Source organism: Lactobacillus sp. M0390 (genome assembly GCF_016102085.1).
GTDB classification, from domain to species: domain Bacteria; phylum Bacillota; class Bacilli; order Lactobacillales; family Lactobacillaceae; genus Lactobacillus; species Lactobacillus apis.
The window spans coordinates 243,934-261,885 of sequence record NZ_JACFPH010000002.1 but is presented as its reverse complement, the minus strand read 5'-3'; the positions used below and the strand labels follow the sequence as shown (position 1 = coordinate 261,885).

The 17,952-nt window shown below is 37.2% G+C and carries 18 protein-coding genes; 17 read left to right on the top strand and 1 reads right to left on the bottom strand.

Annotated features, from left to right (window positions below):
* The first annotated feature begins 54 nt into the window (after nt 1–54).
* The 6 genes from H3R25_RS05305 to H3R25_RS05280 all read left to right on the top strand — a co-directional run bounded on the left by H3R25_RS05305 (nt 55) and on the right by H3R25_RS05280 (nt 6,445).
* On the top strand, nt 55–675 hold the full coding sequence (locus H3R25_RS05305) for a metal ABC transporter ATP-binding protein (RefSeq protein ID WP_074425953.1): 621 nt from the start codon (nt 55–57) through the stop codon (nt 673–675).
* Nucleotides 675–1,472 carry a metal ABC transporter permease gene (locus H3R25_RS05300; RefSeq protein ID WP_198194500.1) on the top strand — a complete coding sequence of 266 codons (798 nt, stop codon included), beginning with the start codon at nt 675–677 and terminating at the stop codon, nt 1,470–1,472. Before H3R25_RS05305 ends, H3R25_RS05300 begins: the two co-directional genes overlap by 1 nt.
* A gap of 172 nt (nt 1,473–1,644) precedes the next feature.
* Nucleotides 1,645–2,874, top strand: coding sequence for a lactate oxidase (locus H3R25_RS05295; RefSeq protein ID WP_187158328.1), 1,230 nt, complete (start codon nt 1,645–1,647; stop codon nt 2,872–2,874).
* Between the two features lie 175 nt (nt 2,875–3,049).
* Nucleotides 3,050–4,546, top strand: coding sequence for an ABC transporter substrate-binding protein/permease (locus tag H3R25_RS05290; RefSeq protein ID WP_122036071.1), 1,497 nt, complete (start codon nt 3,050–3,052; stop codon nt 4,544–4,546).
* Complete coding sequence (locus tag H3R25_RS05285; RefSeq protein WP_232354562.1) at nt 4,539–5,288, top strand: amino acid ABC transporter ATP-binding protein; 750 nt, start codon at nt 4,539–4,541, stop codon at nt 5,286–5,288. The genes H3R25_RS05290 and H3R25_RS05285 overlap by 8 nt, the downstream gene beginning before the upstream one ends.
* A gap of 14 nt (nt 5,289–5,302) precedes the next feature.
* The gene (locus tag H3R25_RS05280; protein ID WP_198194499.1) at nt 5,303–6,445 is read left to right on the top strand and encodes an ArgE/DapE family deacylase; all 1,143 of its coding nucleotides are present in this window, start codon (nt 5,303–5,305) and stop codon (nt 6,443–6,445) included.
* A 42-nt stretch (nt 6,446–6,487) separates the two neighbouring features.
* Here H3R25_RS05280 and pepF read toward each other — a convergent pair whose 3' ends face one another.
* Nucleotides 6,488–8,293, bottom strand: a complete 1,806-nt coding sequence (gene pepF / locus H3R25_RS05275) for an oligoendopeptidase F (RefSeq protein WP_198194498.1) — start codon at nt 8,291–8,293, stop codon at nt 6,488–6,490.
* A gap of 144 nt (nt 8,294–8,437) precedes the next feature.
* On the opposite strand from pepF, the gene H3R25_RS05270 reads away from it, so the two are divergent.
* The 11 genes from H3R25_RS05270 (at nt 8,438) to H3R25_RS05220 (ending at nt 17,923) form a co-directional block, all read left to right on the top strand.
* Entirely contained in the window at nt 8,438–9,646 is a 1,209-nt protein-coding gene (locus H3R25_RS05270) for an LCP family protein (protein WP_187158332.1), read from the top strand.
* Between the two features lie 45 nt (nt 9,647–9,691).
* A complete protein-coding gene (locus H3R25_RS05265) occupies nt 9,692–10,051 on the top strand; it encodes a hypothetical protein (protein ID WP_122036061.1) in 360 nt (119 codons plus the stop codon).
* A 419-nt stretch (nt 10,052–10,470) separates the two neighbouring features.
* Nucleotides 10,471–12,018: an ABC-F family ATP-binding cassette domain-containing protein gene (locus H3R25_RS05260; protein ID WP_198194497.1), complete on the top strand. Its 1,548-nt coding sequence runs from the start codon at nt 10,471–10,473 to the stop codon at nt 12,016–12,018.
* An 11-nt stretch (nt 12,019–12,029) separates the two neighbouring features.
* On the top strand, nt 12,030–12,806 hold the full coding sequence (locus H3R25_RS05255; RefSeq protein ID WP_198194496.1) for a threonine/serine exporter family protein: 777 nt from the start codon (nt 12,030–12,032) through the stop codon (nt 12,804–12,806).
* Between the two features lie 2 nt (nt 12,807–12,808).
* Complete coding sequence (locus H3R25_RS05250) at nt 12,809–13,285, top strand: threonine/serine exporter family protein (RefSeq protein ID WP_198183295.1); 477 nt, start codon at nt 12,809–12,811, stop codon at nt 13,283–13,285.
* A 362-nt stretch (nt 13,286–13,647) separates the two neighbouring features.
* Nucleotides 13,648–14,346, top strand: coding sequence for a GntR family transcriptional regulator (locus H3R25_RS05245; RefSeq protein ID WP_198187851.1), 699 nt, complete (start codon nt 13,648–13,650; stop codon nt 14,344–14,346).
* 19 nt (nt 14,347–14,365) lie between these two features.
* A complete protein-coding gene (locus H3R25_RS05240) occupies nt 14,366–14,803 on the top strand; it encodes a PTS sugar transporter subunit IIA (protein ID WP_122036054.1) in 438 nt (145 codons plus the stop codon).
* Between the two features lie 17 nt (nt 14,804–14,820).
* Nucleotides 14,821–15,291: a PTS sugar transporter subunit IIB gene (locus H3R25_RS05235; RefSeq protein ID WP_198194495.1), complete on the top strand. Its 471-nt coding sequence runs from the start codon at nt 14,821–14,823 to the stop codon at nt 15,289–15,291.
* Nucleotides 15,292–15,313: 22 nt separating this feature from the next.
* Entirely contained in the window at nt 15,314–16,081 is a 768-nt protein-coding gene (locus tag H3R25_RS05230) for a PTS sugar transporter subunit IIC (protein ID WP_122036051.1), read from the top strand.
* On the top strand, nt 16,071–16,895 hold the full coding sequence (locus tag H3R25_RS05225; RefSeq protein WP_122036049.1) for a PTS system mannose/fructose/sorbose family transporter subunit IID: 825 nt from the start codon (nt 16,071–16,073) through the stop codon (nt 16,893–16,895). The genes H3R25_RS05230 and H3R25_RS05225 overlap by 11 nt, the downstream gene beginning before the upstream one ends.
* A 17-nt stretch (nt 16,896–16,912) precedes the next feature.
* On the top strand, nt 16,913–17,923 hold the full coding sequence (locus H3R25_RS05220; RefSeq protein WP_122036047.1) for an SIS domain-containing protein: 1,011 nt from the start codon (nt 16,913–16,915) through the stop codon (nt 17,921–17,923).
* The last annotated feature ends 29 nt before the right edge of the window (nt 17,924–17,952 follow it).

Here is a 17,952-nt window from a genome sequence, read left to right as displayed (position 1 = left end):
GATATTATTAAGGAGAGAAAATTGTCTGACATTTTAGAAGTAAAAAATCTCTCAATGAGATTTGATAAAAAGACTGTTTTTTCGGACCTCAATTTTAATTTAAAAAAAGGTTCAACAACAGCTCTTTTAGGACCAAACGGTACAGGCAAAACAACCTTAATTAGTATTTTAATGAAAATGCTAGCACCAACAACAGGCTCTTTTAAGTTTGCAGATGGTGTCAGGCTAGGTTATGTACCGCAGTTTCGTAATATTGATGCGGAATATCCTCTATCAATTGAGGCTTTTGTTGGTTTAAATGCGCCAACTTTTAAAAAACGTGAGGTTAAAGAAGCCATCAAGAATCAGTTACAAGAAACTAATTTATATGAAATTAGGCATACAAGGATGGGCGAAGCTTCTGGTGGACAGAAGCAACGCGCTTATTTAGCACAGGCACTACTTGATCACCCGAACGTAATCATCCTTGATGAAGCAACGGCAAGTCTGGATCCTATGGCTAAAGACGAACTGATGAAGCTAATTAGACATCTAAATGAAAAACATAATATCACTGTTTTATTTGTTACCCATGATGTTGCATTAGCACAAAAATATATGCAGAACTATTTATATTTAATTAATGGGCACATTGAACAAGGTGAAATGGCTCAATTTAAGGAGGCGTATGAATAATGTTTGCTTTTGATTTTATGCGTAATGCCTTCTTGGCCAGTACCTTTATTGCAATAACGTGTGGTACCGTTGGCGTTTATGTAGTTGCCCGTAATTTTAGCTTTTTGGCGCACACATTATCTGAGATTGGTTTCGCAGGTGCAGCTTTTGCTGTGTGGCTTGGGATTGGACCACTTTGGGGGATGCTACTGTTTACACTACTTGGTTCAATTAGTGTTGGCGAATTATCACTTCACAGTGATCAAAAAGAATCATCTATTAGTGCAATTTCGGCACTTTTTACAGGACTAGGAGTGCTATTCTTAGCAATTTCTGGTGCAAACAGTAACTATGCAACTAATATTTTATTTGGAAGTATTGTTGGTGTTGACAAGCAGGGGGTTATCCAGCTGGTAGTCTTGTCAGTAATTGTTTTACTGATGATTTTTAGTATTCAGAGGTCGCTCAACTTTGATTCATTCGACCATATTGGAGCAGTAGCTCACGGAGTAAAAACTGGTTTAGTCAGCGTGATTTTCTTAATTGCACTGGCAATGTCTGTTTCGATTGGTGCGCAAATTGTTGGCTCATTGCTAGTTTTCATTTTGCTCACTTTACCCCCCGCAACAGCCAATTATATTGGTAAAACAATTGGCTCAATGATTGCATGGTCTGTTTTCTTTGCTTTAATTGGGGTTTGGCTAGGATTGTATCTTGGCTTTATTACTAATTTACCTGTAACCTTCTTTATTGCAGTGATCGAAGTAGTAATCTATCTTGTTACGTACTTCACCTATTTAATTAAGCGTAGCCTATAAGGAAAATAACAAAGAGGAGTCTATAATTATAGATTCCTCTTTTTGCTTGTGAAAAAGTGAACGCCAAAAAGGTTGATGCTTTAACATTTTTTTGCAAATGTCACTAACTTTTGTAAGTGTTTGCATGTATAATAGGGGTATGACATTTTAAAGTTAAAAAGGAGTATTTATAATGACATCATATTATAATGGATTTCCCCAAAGCGATCGGGATGAAGCAATCGACATGATTAACCTTGATGAACTTGAAGAACGTGCGAAGGAAGTAATGCCAGAAGGTGCATACTACTATATCGCTTCAGGTTCAGAAAATGAATGGACATGGCGTAATAATATTGCTGCATTTAACCATTTCCAAATTGTGCCACGAGCATTAACAAATATGGATAATCCACAGCTTGATACTGAATTCATGGGGATGAAACTCAAGACACCTGTCATGATTTCACCAATTGCATGTCATGGTATTTCTCATAAGGATGCAGAAGTTGCTACTCAAAAAGGTGCAGCAGCAGCCGGTGCACTCTTTTCATCAAGTACATATGCTAATAAGAGTGTTGAAGATATTGCAGCAGCAGCTCCAGATGCACCACGCTTTTTCCAACTTTACCTAAGTAAAGATTGGGACTTTAATGAAATGGTCTTTGAAGCAATCAAAAAAGCTGGATACAAGGGTATTTTCTTGACGGTTGATGCACTTGTTTCTGGTTATCGCGAAGCTAACCTTAGGACTAACTTTGCCTATCCTGTACCACTAGATTTCTTCACTCGTTACCAAGGTGGTAAAGGTGAAGGTCAAACGGTTGCACAAATGTACGCTTCATCTGCACAAAAGATTGGTCCAGAGGATGTTAAACGAATTAAGGAAATGTCCGGCTTACCAGTCTTTGTCAAAGGTGTAGTTTGTGCTGAAGATGCATATTTAGCAATGGGTGCTGGCGCTGATGGTATTTATGTCACTAACCACGGTGGACGTGAAGTTGATTGTGGTCCAGCTACCATCGATATGTTGCCAGAAATTGCTAAGGCAGTTAACCATCGTGTACCTATTATCTTTGACTCAGGCGTCCGTCGTGGTTCACATGTTTTTAAGGCTTTAGCACTTGGTGCAGACCTTGTTGGTGTTGGTCGACCATACCTTTACGGTTTAGCTCTTGGTGGTGCTAAAGGTGTGCAATCAGTAATTGAACAACTTAATAAGGAATTATTGATTGATATGCAATTGACTGGTTGCAAGACAATTGAAGATGTTAAGCACGCTAAAATTACGCACATCAACTACGCAGCTGATAACTTGAAGTCAAACACAGATCCTTCAAGAATCAAGCCATACCCTGTAACTGCAGAAAACCAAATGAAAGAAAGTGCAGCTGATGCAGTTTCAGGTGCTTCACACCATTAATAATTAAATAAGATTATCAAAGAGCTTTGTCTATATTGGGTAAATCGATATGCGACAAGGCTTTTTTTTGCGATAAAATATGATAAATGAGAAAATAACTCAAATATATCGTTGTATTCTAATTTTCATATTATTATAATTGCAATAACTATACTAACCTCGGAGGGCAGGAATAATGAAAAAAGCGTGGAAATGGCTTGAAGCGCTTTTGGTAGCAATGATGATGTTGGCGTTAGTGCCACAAACTGTCAATGCTGCCGAAAGTACGCAAGCCCCAAAAGTAACGGATAATTATTTGAAAAAGGTCAAGGAAAAGGGCGAGTTAGTTATGGGAACTAGCCCTGATTTTCCTCCTTATGAATTTGTCCAAAATGTGAATGGCAAATCCAAAGTAATGGGTATGGATATCGAAGTTGGCCGCAAAATTGCCCGAGACATGGGGGTTAAGCTAGTCATTAAAACGATGGACTTTGATTCATTATTGGTTGCACTTGAGACGGGTAAGATTGATATGGTCATTTCTGGAATGACCGCAACACCCAAGCGGGCGCAAAGTGTTGACTTTAGTCAAACTTACTATAAAAGTGGGCAAGATCTAATCATTAGAAAGTCCGACAAAGGTAAATTCCATGATTATCGGTCCTTTAGTGGCAAAGCGATTGGTGCACAAACTGGTAGTATGCAAGCCACACTGCTTAAGGAACAAGCCAAAAAGTCTAAAATCAAAACAATGGATAAGACCAATGATCTTATTTTAGGCCTGAAAACTAACAAGTTTGATGCAGTTCTAGTTGATACTGCATCTGCTGCTGCTTTTGCGAAAAATACTGATGGCATAACATCGATACCTTCTGGACTTAAAATACCTTCTCAAGGTAATGCTGTAGCTTTTCATAAAGGTGCTAAAAGTTTAGTTAAATCTGCTAATAAATCAATCGATGAAATTAAAAAGAAGAAATTAGTAACTAAAGTATATTTACCTAATGTAGGCAAATATATTGCTAAAGGCAAAACTAAAAAAGAGGTTAAGGCCTCTAACTCGATGTGGGCCTACAAGGACTTCTTTATTGCTGGTGTTGGCTATACGCTATTTATCTCGGCAATTTCAGTTTTCTTCGGCTTTCTTTTAGGAGCAATCCTAGCCTTAATGCGCTTAAGTCACAATAAAATTGCGCACTCAATTGCTACAGCATATATTGAATTCATTCGTGGCACACCATTAATGGTGCAATTATTATTCATTTACTTTGGCTTAGGCTTAGTTATTAATATACCTGCACTTTTATCAGGAATTATTGCGGTCTCACTGAACTCGGCGGCCTACGTTGCTGAAGTAATTCGGTCGGGAATTAGCTCAATTTCTGTTGGCCAAACCGAAGCTTCTCGCTCATTGGGACTGTCTAAGACTGCTACAATGCGCTATGTCATCATGCCGCAAGCAATGAAGAATATTTGGCCAGCACTTGGTAATGAATTTGTTTCCCTAATTAAGGAAAGTTCCATTGTATCGGTTATCGGTGTGAAGGATCTGATTTACCAATCAAGAATTGTCCAAGCCGATACTTACCGTGGAGTCATGCCATTAGTAATCACTATGATTTTGTACTTCATCATAACCTTTGGCTTGTCTAGCTTAATGAAAGTTTTTGAAAGGAAAATGAATCATGACTAAAAATGCGCCAGTGCTGAAAGTTGAACACTTGAAGAAAACTTTTGGCAAAAATGAAGTTTTAAAAGACATTAATGCAGAAGTTAAAGATGGCCAGGTTATTTGTTTAGTCGGACCATCAGGAGCTGGTAAGAGTACTTTTTTGCGCTGCCTTAACTTATTGGATCAACCAACTGCAGGCAAAGTGCTGTTTGAAGATAAAGAATTAACTGCTTTAAGCGAAAAACAGCTTGATACTTTGCGTGAAAAAATGGGCATGGTGTTCCAACAATTCAACTTATTTCCACATATGAACATTATTGAAAATATTAAGCTGGCACCAATGAAAGTTAAAAACGCTAGTGATGAAGAAGCAACTGCTAAAGCTGTTGAACTTTTAAAACAAGTTGGGCTAGAAGAGAAGGCAGAAGCTTTTCCGGCTAATTTATCAGGTGGACAACAACAACGTGTAGCGATTGCGCGTGCATTAGCAATGGATCCGGAAGTAATGCTTTTTGATGAACCAACCTCAGCACTAGATCCTGAAATGGTCGGTGAAGTACTTAAGGTTATGCAGGACTTGGCTCAAAAAGGAATGACAATGGTTGTTGTTACCCATGAAATGGGTTTTGCCAAAAACGTTGCCGATGAAGTGTGGTTTATGGCAGATGGTTATATTCAAGAAAAAGCAGCACCACAAGAGTTCTTTGAGCAGCCAAAGACTGAACGTGCACAGGACTTTTTAGCTAAGGTACTTGAAGCATAAGAGGGGATAAAGCTGTGGAAAAAGAACGAGCACTTAAAATTTTGACCGATTTAATTGCAATTGATTCGGCTAATGATCATGAAAGCTTAGTTGCAGATTACCTAACAGATCTTTTTAAAGGGTATGACGTGGAAATAGAACGTGTATCTTATGCTCCAGGACGTGATAACCTGGTTATTACAATGGGAAGCCACGGCCCTTTGCTTGGCTTTTCAGGACACGAAGACGTTGTTTCCGCAGGAGAATTAGAGAACTGGCAGTATCCGCCTTTTGAAGCGACTGTTCAAGATGGCAAAATCTATGGCCGTGGAACTAGCGACATGAAATCAGGCCTAGCTGCCATGGTTGTAGCCATGCTCGATTTATTAGATAGTGGAAAAGAACTACCAGGTCGAATTAGGTTGTTAGCTTCCGTTGGCGAAGAGACCGGTGAATATGGTGCAGCCCAGCTAGCAAAAGAAGGCTATGCAAACGACTTAGATGGATTAATAGTCGGTGAACCATCCAATTTTGACGTCCGCGTTACGCACAAAGGTGTGATTGACTATTATGTTACTTCTAAAGGTCTTTGTGTTCATTCTTCTACACCTGAAAAGGGCCACAATGCAATTATGCCATTGTTCACTTTTGCCCAGCGTGTACAGGAACTAATGGATCGTCATGACCAAAAAGATCCAGTCTTAGGTTCGCTTACCCATGTCATTAGTCAGATTCAAGGTGGTAGTCAAATTAACTCGGTCCCTGATAGTGCATGGCTTTCAGGAAATATTCGGACAACGCCACTTTATTCTAATGATCAAATTTATCAGGAATTAGAAGGTTTAATTGCTGAACTCAATAAACAGGGTGCGGAATTAACAATTCGCTATAGTTTCCCTGAAGTTCCACTCCCAAGTCAGGCAGGGACAAAGCTTGCTAAATTGGCTCAGGAAGTTGTTCAAAATGATTTTAATCGCTCCTGTGATTTCACTGCAGGAACTGGCGCAACAGATTCATCAGAATATATTCAGGCTGGCGCTTTTCCAATCATTATTCTGGGACCATCTGATGGTCTAACAGCACATCAGCCGAATGAATTTGTTAAAGTTGATGACTATCTTGTGGGATGTCAGCTTTACCAAGCAATTGCACAGAGTTTTTGGCAAGAATATGCTTAAGCACGCAAAAACCACTTCAAAATATGAAGTGGTTTTTATTTTTTATTTAAAATCATTTTTGATGATGTCTTTGAATTCGGCTAGGCGCTTTTTAAAGGTTTCAAAGGCTTCTTCCAAATAATCTGGTTTAGTCATATCAACTCCGGCTTTTTTCATGATTTCGACTGGGTAATCACTTGAACCTGATTTTAAGAAGTTAATATAAGCTTCTCTTTGCTCTGATGTGCCGTGCACAACATTATTGGCTAGTGCAGTTGCTGCTGCAAAGCCAGTTGCATATTGGTAAACGTAGAAATTGTAATAGAAGTGTGGGATTCTTGCCCATTCTTTAGCAATTTCACTTCCTGGTTCAACCGCATAGCCATAGTAACGCTGATTTAAGTCACCGTAGAAGTCGTCAAGCGTGCCTGCAGTTAATGGCTCACCTTTAGCGTCTAGGTCATGAATATACTGCTCAAATTCAGCAAATTGAGTTTGTCTAAATAGTGTTCCCTTAAACGAATCAAGGTAGTAGTTAAGCACGAAAGCACGTGTTTTTGGATCAGTAATATGATCTAAAAAGTACTCGGTTAAAATATTTTCGTTGGTAGTTGATGCAATTTCAGCCACAAAAATAGGATAATCGCCATAAACATAAGGTTGAGTTTGACGTGTGTACATACTGTGGACAGAGTGGCCAGTTTCATGAACAAGGGTGTAAAGTGAATCGATATTATTTTCCCAGTTCAAAAGCTCATAAGCATCTGTATCATAAGAGCCACCAGAATAAGCACCGGTAACCTTATTTTGCGATTCAACGACGTCAATTACACGGTTATTAAAAATATAATCAACTTGCTTTAAGTAATCTTCTCCTAATGGAACTAGGGCTTTTTTAGCCTCTGCTTTTGCCTGCTCAAAAGTATATGACAATGACGGTGTTCCAGTTAGTGGAACATACAAGTCCCACATTTGCAGATCATCAAGTCCAAGAATTTGTTTGCGCAAAGCAACGTAGTCATGAAGTAAATCAAGGTGACTGTCAACTTCACTAATCAAAGTATCATAGACAACAGTAGGTACGTGATTTTCTGCTAAAGCTGAGCTGCGTGCAGAGTCATAATTATGAACTCGAGCCAAGTAATTATGCTGTTTAACAACTCCTGAAAGAGTTGAAGCAAGTGAATTTTCAAATTGACCATAGGTAGCATACATTACATCAAAGGCATTTTTACGCACCTCACGTTTTTGCGATTGAATGAGGTTGGAATAAAGTCCGTCTGACAGCTGAACCATTTCGCCATCATCTGTTTCAACGTAACCATATTCCATATCTGAATTTGTCAAAACGTTGAAGGTGTTTTCTGAAGTGCCAAGGGCATCCCCAGCATCAGCAATTATTTTTTCTTCCTGTGCCGAAAGAGTATGCGGCTTTTGTTGCATAATTTGTTCAAGCATATGAGCGTAATTGTTTAGCTTGGGCTCATCTTCCATAAACTGTTTTAACTCTGCTTGCGAGAGCTCTAAAATTGAAGGATTCATAAAGGAAGTTGCTGCTTCAAATTGGCTTGCTAAGGTTTGGGCTTGTGCTACATAGCCAAGATAGTGTGAGTCGCTTGAGTCAACGTCACTGGACATTGTTGCATAAACATAGACTTTTTCTAAACGGCGACCAACTTCTAAAATTTTGGTTAAGTCATCGTACAGATGATGACCATCCTTAGTAAAATCTTTCTTAAGTTTATTTAAGTCTTGCACTTCTTTTTTGATAAGAGTATATTCTTGTTCCCAGTCATTATCTGAACTAAATACTCTTGTTAAGTCCCATTTAAGTTCTTCTGGGACTTCTGTTCTTTTAGGTATAGCCATAAAAATCTCCTTACATGTGTTAATAATAGTTATGCCAAATAATAAAAAATAAGATATTATTAATTATATTTGGTAATATTCTAATTCAACTTTGAAAGTGATACAAATAAACTTGGATAATTATGAAGGGAATTGAATAAAGGTATGGAACCAAGTTCAAAACGTAGAGAAGATTATCGTAAACATCGATCTTCTCTAAATCTTCACCGCAATCATGTTTTTGCTTCACCAGCACAAAAAATGACGGGTAATGTAATTGCTCGAATTTGCGGTATTGTGGCTGTTTTATGCTTAAGCTGTGGCCTCGCTTGGGCAGCTCATATGTACTTTACTTTACATAGTGCCATCGATGGTCAAGACGGTAACACCGCTACCTCTGCTCGAATCGCTAATCGGCAACCTATTTCAGTTCTAATTCTTGGAGTTGATCAAGGGCTTGAAGGACGTCATGATAAAGGTAATTCTGATACAATTATTTTAGCAACGGCTAATCCAGGAAAAAATAAGGCAACAATGACCTCGATTCCGCGAGATACGTTAGCCAACATTTTGGGCGATCCAGGGGACAAATATAATATGTTTAGGGTTAACTCAGCTTACGGTATCGGTGGCAGTAAAGCGTCAATGAGTACCGTATCTGCGTTGTTAAATGTACCGATTAACTATTATGTTGAAGTCAACATGAAGGCCTTAAAGAGTCTAGTTGATGCTGTTGGTGGTGTCGACGTTAATGTTCCATTTAAGTTCTCTTATGACTGGTGTGATTTCCATAAAGGAAAGCAGCATTTGAATGGACGTCATGCTGTGGCTTATGTCCGCATGCGTCATGATGATCCTAGAGGAGACTACGGCCGCCAAATGAGGCAACGACAAGTAATTAATGCTGTCGTACACAAGGCTGTTTCTGTTGATTCAATTGCTAACTACCGCAAGTTAGTTAAGATTTTTAATAAATATGTCCGAACTAACTTAACCTTCAATGACATGCTGGCTTTGGCGTTAACTTACCGCGGCTGTTCGCAAAATATTAGTAGTGGGTACATTCAAGGTCACGATGCATGGATTAATGGTTCTTCAATCCAGGTTGCATCGACTGAAGAATTACAAAAAGCTTCAAACAAAATGCGTGCCAATTTAGGATTAGAGCAACAAGTTTTGGATAATGATGAAACTAAGCTCAATAAGTTGAATGAGCAAAACAATCACATTAATTGGAAGGATCCTAATCCGTTTACTAATTATCAAATTTATCATTCTGTTGTTACTAATGAAAGCACTGATAGTACCAATAATACTAATGGCTCTTCTGATACTGGGAATGGCACAGGCAGTGATAATTCTACTGGGCAGTAAGTCTTTTGAAGTAAGTTATTTAAGTGGAACTAAGAGGAGAACGAAATGCAAAAGAAGGCACTTTTCCCCATTATTTATGGTGTATTGTCTGCACTAATTGGCTTTATTGCAGCATTCTTTATTTGTCTGCGATCATTCCATTTGACGCTCCCTGTCTCTGTCATGGTTGCTGGGATTTTCGCATTATTCTTCTTTGCTCTTTCATGGTTTCGTGGGCATGCTTCCTATGAAATTAAGCGGATTGCACGTGAATTTCATTTGTCAGATGAAGATTTGGCGAAAATAACAGGGATGAAAGCAAGTGATTTTCCTATCTATAATGATAAATTGCAGTTAATCTTGCCCAAACGCTACTGGCCTAAAGTTCTAGATGCTCTGCAAAAGTATGAACAGGAACAAAAATAAAAAGATGTCTGACGAAAAGTCAGACATCTTTTATTTATGACCACCTTTAAGACACAAAATTTTACCAATCAAATGCATTCTTTCTTTGTGCCGACTGCAACGGTGCTTTGGATAGTCTTGACTTGAATTAAGCAATAATAGATAATTATGAAACAGTACGCAGACTATTAATAAGACAAAAGAATTTTGACTTAAGACTAATTTTGGCTTATATGCAGCTAATAGTCTAAAACAGACAGCTGTTATTAGGGATGATTAAAAATCCTAGCAATTACAACTAAAGAAAAGCACTTGGAATAAGATGAAAATAAAAGGGTGGGCAAGACGTCCGCCTTTTTATTTCGGATGTAATTAATTAAAACTGCAAGCAAAAAAGATTACTTTACTATATAATTTGATTAACCCAAAGGAGATGCACAATGAGCTTACTAACAGTTAAAGATTTAGGTCAGGGCTTTGAAGATAAGACTTTGTATCAGGATGGCAATTTTGTGCTCAATAAAGAAGACCACATGGGAGTCACCGGCCAAAACGGAGTTGGCAAATCAACTTTAATTAAAATTTTGACTGGTGAAATTCTTCCTGATGAGGGTCAGATTAAATGGCAAAATCGTGTGACAGTTGGCTATTTAGACCAATATGCCAAATTAGCACCTGGTGTGACCATTCGACAGTTTTTACGTACAGCTTTTGAAAAGCTATACCAAAAAGAGGAAGAACTAAATAAGCTGTATGAGGAATATGCGGAAGACGGTAACGATGAGGTATTGGAAAAAGCAGGAAAGATTCAAACATACTTAGAAGAAAATAACTTTTACGGAATTGATACCGAAATCGAACGTGTTGCTTCTGGCTTAGGGCTAGCAGAATTAGGCTATGAACATGATGTTAGTCAGCTTTCAGGTGGTCAGAGATCGAAAATTATTTTAGCCAAGTTGCTACTGCAAAATCCTGATGTTCTTCTTTTGGATGAGCCAACTAACTACCTTGACGTGTCACACATCGATTGGTTAGTCGATTACTTAAACGAATTTGCCGGAGCATTTATTGTTGTCAGTCACGATTATGATTTTCTTGGTCGAATTGCCAACTGCATTATTGATATCGACCTCGGCACAATTACTCGTTACACGGGTACGCTGAAACAGGCAATGCGTCAAAAAGAGGCTAATCGGGAAACTTACCTAAAGGCCTATACTAACCAGCAACGAAAAATCGCTAAGACTGAAGCCTATATTCGAAAAAATAAAGCAGGTACCCGTTCAAAGAGTGCCAAATCACGTGAACGTCAACTGGCTAAAATGGACGTATTGAATCCGCCTAAGGGTAATCGCAAACCACATTTTGAATTTCCTTATGTAGCGACTGCTGCCAACTTGCTGTTACAAACCCAAGACTTAGTTATTGGTTATGATGAGGCAATCGTAAAGGAGCCATTTAATTTTTCAGTTGGTGGTAATGAAAAAATTGCAATTACTGGTTTTAATGGGATCGGTAAGTCGACTTTATTAAAAACGTTACTAAGTCAAATAGAGCCAATCTCTGGTTCATTTAAACTGTCAGAAACGGCAAAGGTTGCATATTTTAAGCAGGATTTAGCTTGGCCAAATAAGAATATGACACCGCTACAATACTTGCAGGAGATTTTTGAACGAATCAAGCCAAAAGAATTGCGTGGGGCCCTAGCTAGACTAGGTGTAACTGCGCAACAGGCAATGAGTCCACTGAAAAAGCTATCCGGTGGGGAACAGGAAAAGGTTAAATTGGCAAAAATGCAGTTTGAACCGGCTAACCTGCTATTTTTAGATGAGCCAACCAACCACTTGGACCGTGATTCAAAAGATGCACTTAGGGATGCAATCGTGAAGTTCCCAGGTGCAGTAATTATCGTTAGTCATGAGCGTGATTTTTTCCAAGGTAATTGGATTGATAAGACGATTGACATTGAGACAATGAATAATAATTAGAGGAAAAAATTATGTCTAGCAAGCAAGATAGCTCTTTTTACCATGATTTACTAGATACATGCTTAACAGTTGGCGAGCTAATGATTGAAGGCGGTAGTGAGATGTATCGTGTTGAGGATACAATGGTGCGAATCGCAAAAACCGCCGGCGAACCTGATCCACGTGTCTTTATCGTGCCAACAGGAATTTTTATGAGCTTGGATCGAGGGAACTATTGCCAAAGCATTTTGGTTCATGAGCGGAATATCAACTTGGAACTAGTTGACCGCATTAATTCATTATCACGTGATTTTGCTGCACATAAAATCACTTTGCCACAAGTAAAAGAGCAGGTTTATAAAATTGCCAATGGTGATTTTCCAGTTTTTCCTTTATGGGTACAAGTAATTGGTGCTGCTGTTTTAAGTGCGACATTAATGGTAATGTTTATTGAAAACTACGATTGGCTTGATTTCCCCGCTGCTGCAGTTGTTGGTGCAATTGGTTTTGTTTCAGCATATTACTTTAAACGATTTACAAAGGTTAAATATTTAGCTGAATTAGTCGCGGCGATGATTATGACGACAGTTGCAGTTGGAATAGTTCACCTTTTTCCGGCAATGATTATTGACAATATTTTAACGGGAGCACTGATGCCACTAGTGCCAGGGTTGGCCTTGACAAACGCGCTACGTGATTTGTTTAAGGGCGACCTGTTATCCGGAATGGTTAAAATTTGTGAAGCCTTGCTTACCGCCTTTGCACTTGGTGGTGGAGTAGGTATTATATTGAAATTTTTGGGAGCTTAAAAATGCCATTTTGGTTAGAGTTAATTATTAATATCTTATTTGCCTACCTTGCTTCTGTTGGCTTTGCACTGACCATTAATGTTCCGCATCGAGTATTGAACTTAGCAGGAGTGAGTGGAGTAGTCAGTTGGATTATTTATTGGTTAGCAATGAGAGCATCAATGGGGAGATTGATTTCAAACCTTTTAGGATCATTTGCAATTGGAATTTTGGCAATTGTTTTTGCTAGAAGAAAAAAGTGTCCCGCTTCTGTATTTTATATTCCAGCAATCGTTCCATTAGTTCCAGGTGTGCCAGCCTATCAAGCCGTTAGGGAATTAACAGCTGGAAATATTAATGGTGCGAGTGACTCAGCCTTAAGAGTGATTATTGTTACAGGCTCAATCGCACTAGGGATGTTACTGTCTAATATGTTTGTCGAGATTTTTTTCAGAGCAAAAAAATTTTACAAAGAGAAGAAAAATTCGTATAATAGTTAATACGAGTCGACAAAACGCGAGATGCGTATTTGGATGAGGACACCAGCCTTAATTGGCAGACACGGGAAGTGTTGGTGCTTGACCAACCTGATGTGAACAGAAGTAGTCACCTATTTTTTAATGGGCCTCGATTTAAAAAGAGCAGATTCTTAATTGAATCTGCTCTTTTTGTTTTATCAAAAATTTATTTAAAACCAGTTAAAGGCTAAGTTATTGAGAATCATTTAAATAATATTAAAATAGTTAATGTAATACTATTTTAAAACTAATTATGCTAATAGGCTTAAAAATGTACTTGACAGCATTTATTTAAGCGCTTACTATTAACTTGATTAGTCGAGTAATCATGTTAGGAGAACAGGATGGAATTATCCCGAGAGAAAAGTCATAGTAACATTCGTACACAAATTTTGTCAGATATTCAAAATGACATCTTAGTTAATAGGAAAATTGGTGAAAAGCTTCCGTCGGAAAGTGAATATGCCAAGCACTATCAAGTTGCTAGATCAACAATTCAGAAAGTTTTAAAAGATCTAACTAGTATGCAGTTAATCGAAAGGGTTCAGGGTAAAGGTACTTTTGTAAAAAGTAACAAGCCGGTAATTAATATCATTAATTACAAAGGATTCTCGGATTATGCATATGAGATGGGTAGTGAACCAATTACTAAAGAAATCAAAAAAGAAGTTATTAATGATGGTAAAGAATTATATTTGCAGAGACTGAGGGGAATTAGCATTAGTGAAAAGAAATATTGGCTAACGCTTGATGAAACTATTATTAGTCTCGAAAAATATCCAGGATTAGAGTCATATGATTTTGAGAAAAATTCTTTGTATGAGGTTTTACGGAAAAAATATCAGTCTAATCCAACTACCGCTCAGCTTACTTCCAGTGCTGTTCTATCTACTAGTGAAGAAGCAAATTTGCTAGAAGTGGATAAGAATATTCCTCTTTTAAAAATAAAAGGTGAAATTCTTGACGAGAAAGGGGGTCTTTTAGAGAAAGTGACAGTTATATATGGTCCTAATGCTAACTTTGAGTTAATAGTTGGCATTTAATAATTATTTTGGAGGGAGCATGTCGAAAAAAATAGAAATTGTTTTGATTGGTCATGGGAAGATAGGCTCTGGTGTTTTAAGTTCACTGAAATTAATTTATGGTGATGCACAAAATGTGACCAGCATAGATACATACGTGGAAAAAGACTTCAATTTAGTCGATACAGCTCATAATTTAATAGAAAAAAACAAAAGTAATGAACTTATTGTTGTTACAGATTTATTTGGTGGAAGCGTAAATAATGAATTTTTAAAATATACCAATGGTAGCAACGTTTATTTGATAACAGGAATGAACTTAGCATTGGTTTTAGACTTAGTAAGCAAAGTCGATATGCGTCAAAATGAATCTGTTGAGGAAATTGTGAAGAGTGTTGTTTCAGATGTAAAGGATTCAATTAAATACTGTGATGATAATCTTATAAACTCAAGTATTCAAAAAGATGATGATTTCTAAAAGAAAGGATAATTAAAATGATAAAAATGATGAGAGTAGATCATCGCTTATTGCATGGTCAAGTTGCCTTTTCTTGGACTTCAGCTTTGTCTGCAGATTGCATTTTAATTGCTGATGATGAAACAGCATCGAATGAATTAAAAAAATCAGCCATGAAATTGGCAAAACCTAATGGAGTTAAATTGGTTATCAAGAATGTTGATGAAGCAATTAAATCTTTAAAAAAGGGAGTGACTGATAAATACAAACTCTTTATTGTTGTTGGAAGTATTGAAAGTGCCAAAAAGATCATTGATGGCTATCCTGAAATTAAAACGCTTAATTTAGGTGGCACACTTCCAGGACCAAACAAGAGTAACATTTCAAAGACTATCGCTATTACATCTAGTGAAAGGGATATGCTACGTGATCTTTTGAATGAAGGCGTTGATATAAATATTCAAATGGTTCCTAGTGATTCAAAGGTCAATGTGAAAAATATTATCTAAAGTTTAATGGAGGTTAATTATTATGTTTTTAAAGGCTTTTCTTTTAGCCTTAGTTGCCTTCGTCGGTAAGCTTGATCTTGCTACTGGAACAAACCAGTTTCAGCGTCCTATAATTTTGGGACCACTTGTTGGTTTAATTATGGGAAATGTTTCAATGGGAGTGACGATTGGAGCTACCCTTGAACTTGCGTTTTTAGGTTCTTACTCAGTCGGCGCCTATATTCCACCAGATGTTATTGTTGGTGGAGTATTGGGAACAGCATTTGCAATTCAGACTGGTAAAGGTCCATCTGTAGCATTTGCTATGGCTTTTCCAATTGCATTACTTGCTCTGATTTTTGACAATATTATGTTTGCCTTAATTAGACCAATGATGGGTAAATTAGCTGATAAGTATGCTAAAGAAGGTAATGCTCATGCTGTTAATACAATACATATGGCTGCAGGATTCTTGATGTGTCTAATGCTAGCTATCATTGTATTTTTTGGATATTTAGCTGGTGGAAATAGAATTCAAATTCTAATCAACGCTATACCAAAGGCAATTATAGATGGATTAACAATTGCGACTGGCTTACTTCCAGGTATTGGTTTTGCAATGCTGGCACAAATGATTATGAATAAAGAAGTTGTACCATTTTTCTTCTTGGGCTTCTTGCTTTCTGCATACTTTAAATTACCAGTCATTGGAATTGCATTGCTTGGACTAATCTTTGTTGTAGTAATGGTTAGATTCCTTAATAAGAATACTAGTGTAGCTGCTGAAGGAGGTGAGGACGATGACTTCTGATAAAAGAATGCTAGACAAAAAAGATTTACGAAAAATGTTTTGGCGATCATTGCCAATGGAATTTTCTTGGCACTATGAACGGCAAATGCATATGGGATTTGAGTTTATGATTTCTTCTGGCTTGAAGAAGATTTATAAAGGACAGTCCGAAAAATATAAGGATGCACTTGAAAGAAATTTAGAGTTCTTCAATTGTACGGCACACATAACTCCCTTCATTGGTGGTGTCACGTTAGCAATGGAAGAAGAGAATGCTAAAAGTGAAGATTTTGATACTTCTTCAATTAGTGCCGTTAAAGCAGCCCTAATGGGTCCACTTAGTGGTTTAGGTGACTCTATAATTTTGGGCACATTAAGAGTTTTGGCTGTAGGTATAGGTGCATCACTTGCAATAAAAGGCAACATTTTAGGTCCTATCTTATTTTTCCTTATTTTTAATATTCCAACATTTATATTGCGCTACTATACGTCAATTAAAGGCTATGAATTAGGTGCATCATATATTGATAGAATTCAAAAATCGGGCGAAATGAAACTATTCATGCTTGCAGCCGGTATTTTAGGTGTCATGGTAATCGGTGGCATGATTAACAACTTAGTTGTTGTAAGTACGACTTTAAAAATTGGTACTGGTGCAGGAGCAACAAAAATTCAGGATGTACTAGATGGGATATTACCAGGAATGTTGCCTTTAGCTTTTACAGGAGTTTACTATTATCTACTAAAGAAAAAAGTTAATGTCATTTGGTTAATTATTGGAACTGCCATCTTTGGAATAATTTGTGCGCAGTTTGGTATCTTGAAGGTTAATTAAGAATATAGGAGATAAACATGTTAAAGTTTGACGAGACAGAATATAGAAAAGATCTTACTGCTCAAGTAAATGCTATGGCTGAGGGGAAAAAAATAGCCGACGAAATTACAAAGCAAGGATTTGATAACATTTTCTTTGTTGGTGTGGGTGGAACATACTCAATGATGATGAATTTTGTAACTTTGGCTAAGCAATATACGAATATACCCATCTACTTGGAACAAGCTGGGGAATTGGTTTTAACAGACAATCCACATTTGACCGACAAATCAATTGTTATTACAGCTTCAAAATCAGGTGATACTGTTGAAATTGTCAATGTTGAAAAGTGGCTAAAGAAAAAGAATGTTCGCATTGCAGCAATGGTAATGAGCAAGGATTCACCTGTAGGAAAACTTTGTGATTGGAGAATACCTCTACAAGTATTTAAAGGAGTAGAATTTGAATACTTAAGTATATATGGCGTCTTTTATGGTTTATTAGCAGATCATGGTGATTTTGATTTTGATAGATTTTATGATCAAGTTAAAGCAAATATGGTCGAGGGAATTATTAAAGTCCAAAAAGATTACGATGACACTGCTGAAGAAATCGCTGCTAAATATTACAATACTGATTATCAGTTATGGATTGGCGGCGGAGAGCTCTGGGGAGAAGTTTATCTTTATACAATGTGTATCCTTGAAGAAATGCAGTGGATGAAGACAAAGGCTGTTGAATCTTCTGAATTTTTCCATGGAACTTTGGAACTAGTAGAAAAAGATACTCCAGTATTTTTAGTTAAAGGTGTAGGAAAGTATCGTCCTCTAGATGATCGTGTTGAAGCATTTCTAAAGAAAGAAAATAATAACTATACTATTTTTGATATTAAGGATCATATGATTGATGGCTTTGATAAAGAATTTGAGCCAGTTATTTCACCAATTATTTCAACTATTATGTTAAATGGTAGAATTGCAAAACACTTAGAAGCTCATTCAGGACATGACTTAGATATGCGTAGATACTACCGTCAATTTAAATATTAATTGTAATAAAAAAATGATTAAGCAAAGGC

Excerpts from the sequence above, each read along its gene's own strand:
- H3R25_RS05305 (WP_074425953.1), top strand. The coding sequence starts at position 55 with ATGAGATTTGATAAAAAGACTGTTTTTTCGGACCTCAATTTTAATTTA.
- H3R25_RS05300 (WP_198194500.1), top strand. The coding sequence starts at position 675 with ATGTTTGCTTTTGATTTTATGCGTAATGCCTTCTTGGCCAGTACCTTT.
- H3R25_RS05295 (WP_187158328.1), top strand. The coding sequence starts at position 1,645 with ATGACATCATATTATAATGGATTTCCCCAAAGCGATCGGGATGAAGCA.
- H3R25_RS05290 (WP_122036071.1), top strand. The coding sequence starts at position 3,050 with ATGAAAAAAGCGTGGAAATGGCTTGAAGCGCTTTTGGTAGCAATGATG.
- H3R25_RS05285 (WP_232354562.1), top strand. The coding sequence starts at position 4,539 with ATGACTAAAAATGCGCCAGTGCTGAAAGTTGAACACTTGAAGAAAACT.
- pepF (WP_198194498.1), bottom strand. The coding sequence starts at position 8,293 with ATGGCTATACCTAAAAGAACAGAAGTCCCAGAAGAACTTAAATGGGAC.
- H3R25_RS05270 (WP_187158332.1), top strand. The coding sequence starts at position 8,438 with ATGGAACCAAGTTCAAAACGTAGAGAAGATTATCGTAAACATCGATCT.
- H3R25_RS05265 (WP_122036061.1), top strand. The coding sequence starts at position 9,692 with ATGCAAAAGAAGGCACTTTTCCCCATTATTTATGGTGTATTGTCTGCA.
- H3R25_RS05260 (WP_198194497.1), top strand. The coding sequence starts at position 10,471 with ATGAGCTTACTAACAGTTAAAGATTTAGGTCAGGGCTTTGAAGATAAG.
- H3R25_RS05255 (WP_198194496.1), top strand. The coding sequence starts at position 12,030 with ATGTCTAGCAAGCAAGATAGCTCTTTTTACCATGATTTACTAGATACA.
- H3R25_RS05250 (WP_198183295.1), top strand. The coding sequence starts at position 12,809 with ATGCCATTTTGGTTAGAGTTAATTATTAATATCTTATTTGCCTACCTT.
- H3R25_RS05245 (WP_198187851.1), top strand. The coding sequence starts at position 13,648 with ATGGAATTATCCCGAGAGAAAAGTCATAGTAACATTCGTACACAAATT.
- H3R25_RS05240 (WP_122036054.1), top strand. The coding sequence starts at position 14,366 with ATGTCGAAAAAAATAGAAATTGTTTTGATTGGTCATGGGAAGATAGGC.
- H3R25_RS05235 (WP_198194495.1), top strand. The coding sequence starts at position 14,821 with ATGATAAAAATGATGAGAGTAGATCATCGCTTATTGCATGGTCAAGTT.
- H3R25_RS05230 (WP_122036051.1), top strand. The coding sequence starts at position 15,314 with ATGTTTTTAAAGGCTTTTCTTTTAGCCTTAGTTGCCTTCGTCGGTAAG.
- H3R25_RS05225 (WP_122036049.1), top strand. The coding sequence starts at position 16,071 with ATGACTTCTGATAAAAGAATGCTAGACAAAAAAGATTTACGAAAAATG.
- H3R25_RS05220 (WP_122036047.1), top strand. The coding sequence starts at position 16,913 with ATGTTAAAGTTTGACGAGACAGAATATAGAAAAGATCTTACTGCTCAA.